Consider the following 5,913-nt stretch of genomic DNA (forward strand, 5'->3'; position numbering starts at 1 on the left):
CCTGCCCGTTCAAGCTCCGCTCTTCGACTCCGCGAAATCTGTAACCCGAAAGAGACGAACCCTGAACCCTTCAAAACACGACATTTCTATTTAGCCGCCGCTACGACATCTTGAAATGGCTACGACATTGGTTGTAGCGGCCATATCCTAATGTCGTGTTCTGGCTATTTACAGATGTCGTGTTTTTGACTGCTGGCATGCTGGACGGCTCGTTGAGCAAGCGCGGGAGCCGACCATGCAGCCAGCCGGATTGGTGACACTGACGATGCGAGAGCTTGATCGACTCAAGGTGATCCAGGCTGTGGTGGACACGGGTTTGAAGCCAGGCCGTGCAGCCGAACGGCTGGGCCTGAGCGTGCGCCAGGTGGAACGGCTGGTGCTCCGTTATCGCGAGCGCGGGCCCGGCGGCGTAGCTTCGGGCCGCCGTGGCCGACCGGGCAACCGCAAGCTCGACGATGGGCTGGCGTTACGTGCCCTGACCGTTATTCGTGAGCGCTACGCCGATTTTGGGCCGACGCTGGCCTGCGAGAAGCTCTGGGAATGCCACGGCATTCAGCTGGCCAAGGAGACCGTCAGGAAGCTGATGACGGAGGCTGGGCTGTGGATTCCGCGCCGGCAACGACCGCCGAAGGTGTATCAGCCGCGAGCGCGCCGGGCCTGCCTCGGCGAATTGATCCAGATCGACGGCTGCGATCATCGATGGTTCGAGGAACGGGCGCCGGCAAGATGTCGGGCATAGGGAGCGCCGTGAAGACTTGACGAGTTCTGACGAATCGGCGCGCTGCCGACAACGGCCGGCATGCGCCCCTCTACCCTATTCTGCCGTGCTCCGTGACGCCGCCGGTGGAATTGCGTCCGATCCTGGTGGACTCCGTTCCGGGTGTTCATGCGACAACCCCAGCCTCGGACATCCGCCCACATCGTCGACATGTCGCGACAAGCCCCCCGTCAACTGCGACAACGACTCGCCATCCGCGCGCTACTGCCGAGCCCCCGATCGCGACATCGCACGCGGCCGCGTCGACCGCCGGCCATCAACCGCCGGCTGCATGCACGCGCGGCCGCCGCGTATGCCATCCGAGCGTCTGCTCCAGCGTGGCCGCGACCTGCAGCAACACCGCTTCGCTACCCATCGGCCCGGCGAGCTGCACGCCGACGGGCCGGTCGCCCGACCAGCCGGCCGGCAGCGAAATCGCCGGCGTGCCGGTGATGTTGAAAAGCCCCGTGAACGGACAGTAGTCGAACAGCTTGTCGCACCAGCCGCGCGCGTCGAGCGTCGCATCGTTCTGGTCGAGATGGCCGAGTTCGACCGTCGGCATCCGGGTGACCGGCGTGACCAGCACGTCATAGCCGCCGAAAAACCCGCCGACGTCGCGCGACAGCACATTGAACTGCATCAGCATGCGTTGCAGGTCGAGTCCCGACAGCCGGCGCCCGTGCTCGATGCATGCATGCGTGCACGCTTCCACTTCGCGCGGATCGTACGACCGCCCGAGCGCATCGGCGGCGCCCAGCGCGGCCGACGCAAGGAACGCCGTCCACGCGGTGCAGCTCGCCGACGCAAGCGCTTCGGCGTCGTACGCAGGTACGGCCACGTCGACGTCGTGGCCAAGCTGTTCGAGCGTGCGCGCCACCTGCTCGGCCGCGGCGACGCAATCCGGATGCGTGACGCCGGCGCCGGGCATGCGCGTCGCCAATGCCACACGCAGCCGGCGTGCGGGCGTGCGGATCGCGTCGGCATAGCGTTCGTGCGGCCGCGCGATATCGAACATCGCACCGGTCTCCGGGCCTTCGACCGCATCGAGCATTGCCGCGCTGTCGCGCACCGTGCGCGTCACGGCGAACTCGATGCCGAGACCGAACAACGGCAGGTTGTAGTCCGGGCCGACCGGCGTACGGCCGCGCGACGGCTTCAGCCCCACGAGCCCGCAGGCGGCCGCCGGCACGCGGATCGACCCGCCGCCGTCGTTCGCGTGCGCGGCCGGCACGATGCCCGCGGCCACCGCCGCCGCCGAGCCGCCGCTCGATCCACCGGCGCTGTACGCGGGGTTCCACGGGTTGCGGGTCGGCCCGTGCAGCAGCGATTCCGTCGTCGCGTTGAAGCCGAGTTCGGGCGTCGTCGTCCGGCCGAAGGTCGCAAAGCCCGCGCGCTTGAAACGCGCCATCAGCTCGCTGTCGGCAGGCGGCACGTAGCGCCCGGCCAGCAGCCGCGAGCCGCCGTCGTTCGCGACGCCGCCCGCATGCAGCACGAGATCCTTGATGAGGAACGGCACGCCGGCGAACGGCCCGTCCGCCGCGTACTCGAGCGGCTGGTCGAAGGTTTCGATGATCGCGTTGATTTCCGGGTTGACGCGCGCGGCGGCGGCTTTCGCCGCCTGCATCGCTTCGTCGGCGCTGACATGGCCGGCGCGGATCTCGGCGGCCAGGCCGGTCGCGTCGTAACGTACGTATTCCTCGATATTCATGGGCGTTCTCCTGCGTTCGTCGGGGGTGACGGATGTCGTGATGGGCGGGACTGCGGTGAAGCGACTTCATTGAAGCCCGCGAAAAAACCATCCGAAATCGTTCAGATGAACGATGGGAACGTGCGGCAGGAATGCGGCGAACAGCGGGAAAAAGCGGCGCGCTTACGCGAGCGCGCCGTCATCGTCGAGCACGCGGATCAGTTCGCTCTTCGTGGTCACGCGCAGCTTCACGTACACGCGGCGCAGATGATGCCGCGCCGTCGCCGGCGCGATGCCGAGGCGTTTCGCGACGCCCTTGTACGTGCAGCCGTCGCAGAAGATGCGCGCGACCGCCAGCTCGCGCGGGCTCAGCACGGCGCCGACGCCGGCCGCCCGCGCGCGCACCAGCACGTAATCGCCGAGCCGTTCGCTGTGCAGCCGGATACGCGCGCCCGACAACGCGGGTGGTGGCGGCGTGGCGTCGAACAGTCGGGCTCTCGCGTCGTCGGGCAAGCCGGTGCGATCCCACGACGGCCATTCGAGCGCGGCGAGCGCGAGGAACGCGTCGTCCGCGTACTGCAGCACGCCATGCGCATCGAACAGCGCGGAAGCCGCGCCGCCCGTCGCGCCATCGGTCGCGTGCATCCAGTGCAGGCGGTTGCATTCGAGCGCCGACGCCATGTGCTCGATCGCGAGTTCGAGCAGGTTTGCGTCGGCCGCGTCGAAGCGACGATGCGTGCGGCGATACAGCGACAGGTGCGTGGCGCGTTGATTCCCGGCGTCCACGCACACGGCGAACAACACCTGTGCGATGCCCTGCGCCTTGCAGAACCGCCGCATCGTGTCGTTCAGCGGAACCGTCGACGTCGACGCGACGACGATCTTCTCCGACGATGTTTCCGCCAGTCGCGCCAGCGGATCGCGCAGCTTGACCTGTTCCCAGTCGTGCATGAAGCCCGGACGCAGATTGTGCAGGTACGCGCTGTGCGGCAACGGGCCGTCGGGCCGCAGGCTCGAATGGCCGAACCATGCGCCGTCGAAGTCGATGTGCTCGTTCAGCAACAGCAGGAGCCGGCGGTCGAATTCGTCGACGCGCGTGGCTTGCGGCAACCGGTAGAGCGGCAACAGCAGGCGGCCGACGCGCCGTGCAAGCGCGGCGCCTCGTGGCGGGATTGAGCGGGGGCGGATGGCATCGCGGGTCACTCGTCGTCTCCTGTCGCGTCGTCCGGGCGGCCGTGCCGTCGTGGTCGGCGCCGCCGTTTGTCGGGCGATTCTGGCATTTTTGCGGATCGCCGGCCACCGGTCGGAACCCGCTATCCGACGCCGTTCGCGGCTGTCGTTCGGCGTGGGCGGACCCGTCGCCGACGCGTTTGTGCGCCGATCGTCCGTGCCCGTCGGTTGAAACCGACCTTGCGCCCCCTACCCGATTCGTTTGTAGAATCGGCGTGTTCGCCGTTCACGACACGGGACAAGACATGATCCTCAGCCGCCGTCCCGCCGGATACCTGCGGCCCTTCATCGACTCGGTATGGGCATCGTATCCGCCGTTTTCGATCCGGGACGAACGTTGCCGCGAGCGCGTGCTGCCGACCGGCGCGGTACACATCGCGATCCGGCTCGATGCCGAGCCGTTGCGGCTATTCGACCGCGTCGAAGACGACACCGGCCGCACGGTCGGCGTCGCCGTGGTCGGCGGCGCACGGGCGTGCGCGTACCTCAAGGACGTCTCCGCGCCGGTGCCGACCGTCGGTGCGCTGATCCGTCCGGGCGCGGTCCGGCTCGTCACCGGCGTGCCGGCGTCGGCCTTCTACGGCCTGCACCTGTCGCTCGACGATCTGTGGGGCGCCGACGCTACCAGCATCCGCGACCGGCTCGGCGAAGTCGCTTCCGCCGCCGCGCGGCTGGATCTGTGGGAAACGCTGCTGAGCGCACGGCTGCCGCGCGTGACCGGCATCGACCCGGCCATCGCCGCATCGATCGCGCAATTGAATCGTGGCACGGCGGTCCGCACGATCGTGCAGCAACTCGGCTGCAGCCATCGTCACTTCATCGCACAGTTTTGCGAGGCGGTCGGCATGCCGCCGAAACGCTACGGCCGCGTGCGCCGCTTCGCGCAACTGCTCGACGGCTTGTCGGCCGCGCCGCCGGCATCGTGGGCCGATGCCGCGGCGGCGGCAGGCTATGCCGATCAACCGCATTTCAATCGCGAATTCCTCGAGTTCGCCGGATTGTCACCGGAACAGTACCGGCAACGCGCGAGCGCGAACCGTTTTCACGTACCGCTCTGACTGCTGACGCACGACCGCCACGGTCGCCGCGGCGGTCAATTTTGTTCAAGACCGGGCGCCGGACGCCCGATAGGATCGAGCCACACCCACACCACCCACCGGAGGGCACCATGGCGATTCACGAAGTCTTTCCGTATCTGCGCACCAAAAGCGCGGAAGACGCCATCGCGTTCTATGCGAAGGCATTCGGCGCGCAGGAGAAATTCCGGCTCGTCGAGCCGTCGGGGCGCATCGGACACGCGGAATTGCAGCTCGGGCCATGCACGCTGATGATCTCCGACGAGTTCCCGGAATACGATCTGTTCGCCCTCGACCCGGACGGCAACGCGCCGATGGTGCTCCATCTGCATGTCGACGACGCCGACGCGACGATCGCCGCCGCCGTCGCGGCCGGCGCGCGCGTGACCCGCGCGCTGCAGGACCAGTTCTACGGCGAGCGTTCGGGCAGGATCCGCGATCCGTTCGGTTACGACTGGCTGATCGGGCATACGATCGAAGCGGTCGAACCCGATGAAATGCAGCGGCGTTACACGGCGCTGATGTCCGGCGATCAGTGAGCATTCCGGACAGCGTACCCCGAACGATCCCCCGATATCCGCGATGCACTACCACCCCGACGACATCAGCCGGCTTTTCCTCGGTGTGCCGACGCTGCAGTTGAACCGCCCCGCGCCCGCCGAGCGGTTTCTCGCCGCCGCCGTCGCTACCGGCGCCGAACTCCGGCAGGTGCTGCGCGACTACCCGCAGGTCCGCTACCAGCCGCTCGACTTCCACTATCTGTGTCAGCAAAGCCTGTCCGCGCTGGACGACGCGCTGCTGGCCGACCTGACACGCGACATGCGGCACGGCTGGCGCGGCGCGCACTGGGCCGCGCTGCTGATCGCGTTGTCGGGCGACGCGCGCTATCTGCCGCACCTCGACGCGGCCAGGCGCCATCGCGGCGTCGAATGGGCCGCCGGGCTGGCCGCAGCCGCCTCGGCCGCCGATGCGCAATCGTCGGCCTGCCGTTGCTGCCGGTCGATCGTGCAGTTGCGTGCGCAACTGGCCGAGTTGCCGCGGGTGGTCGTCCGGTTGAGACCGTGGCCCTCGCCGGCAGCGCTCGAAGCGAGGACCAACGCCGTGCGCGCCGCCTATCGAAGCGGCGGCGCCGACGCGGCGCTGCCGATCACCCGCCGCTAGAC

At 68.2% G+C, this 5,913-nt stretch carries 5 protein-coding genes and 1 pseudogene; 4 read left to right on the forward strand and 2 right to left on the reverse strand.

From position 1 onward, the window contains the following. Positions 1 to 235: 235 nt before the first annotated feature. Positions 236 to 724: pseudogene (locus tag H0X91_RS34380) on the forward strand (helix-turn-helix domain-containing protein); the annotation flags it as partial. 310 nt (positions 725 to 1,034) lie between these two features. Here H0X91_RS34380 and H0X91_RS34385 read toward each other — a convergent pair. Beyond that, the gene (locus H0X91_RS34385) at positions 1,035 to 2,465 is read right to left on the reverse strand and encodes an amidase (protein WP_034202333.1); all 1,431 of its coding nucleotides are present in this window, start codon (positions 2,463 to 2,465) and stop codon (positions 1,035 to 1,037) included. 162 nt (positions 2,466 to 2,627) lie between these two features. Continuing rightward, on the reverse strand, positions 2,628 to 3,647 hold the full coding sequence (locus H0X91_RS35395) for a helix-turn-helix transcriptional regulator (protein ID WP_006494845.1): 1,020 nt from the start codon (positions 3,645 to 3,647) through the stop codon (positions 2,628 to 2,630). A gap of 167 nt (positions 3,648 to 3,814) precedes the next feature. Here H0X91_RS35395 and H0X91_RS34395 point away from each other — a divergent pair, with 167 nt between their 5' ends. The 3 genes from H0X91_RS34395 to H0X91_RS34405 all read left to right on the forward strand — a co-directional run bounded on the left by H0X91_RS34395 (position 3,815) and on the right by H0X91_RS34405 (position 5,911). Next, entirely contained in the window at positions 3,815 to 4,732 is a 918-nt protein-coding gene (locus tag H0X91_RS34395) for a helix-turn-helix domain-containing protein (RefSeq protein WP_230878099.1), read from the forward strand. A gap of 110 nt (positions 4,733 to 4,842) precedes the next feature. Beyond that, on the forward strand, positions 4,843 to 5,289 hold the full coding sequence (locus H0X91_RS34400; RefSeq protein ID WP_196433802.1) for a VOC family protein: 447 nt from the start codon (positions 4,843 to 4,845) through the stop codon (positions 5,287 to 5,289). Between the two features lie 43 nt (positions 5,290 to 5,332). Then, positions 5,333 to 5,911: a hypothetical protein gene (locus tag H0X91_RS34405; RefSeq protein ID WP_060211124.1), complete on the forward strand. Its 579-nt coding sequence runs from the start codon at positions 5,333 to 5,335 to the stop codon at positions 5,909 to 5,911. The last annotated feature ends 2 nt before the right edge of the window (positions 5,912 to 5,913 follow it).

This window comes from Burkholderia sp. 9777_1386, assembly GCF_015712265.1.
Taxonomy (GTDB): domain Bacteria; phylum Pseudomonadota; class Gammaproteobacteria; order Burkholderiales; family Burkholderiaceae; genus Burkholderia; species Burkholderia cenocepacia.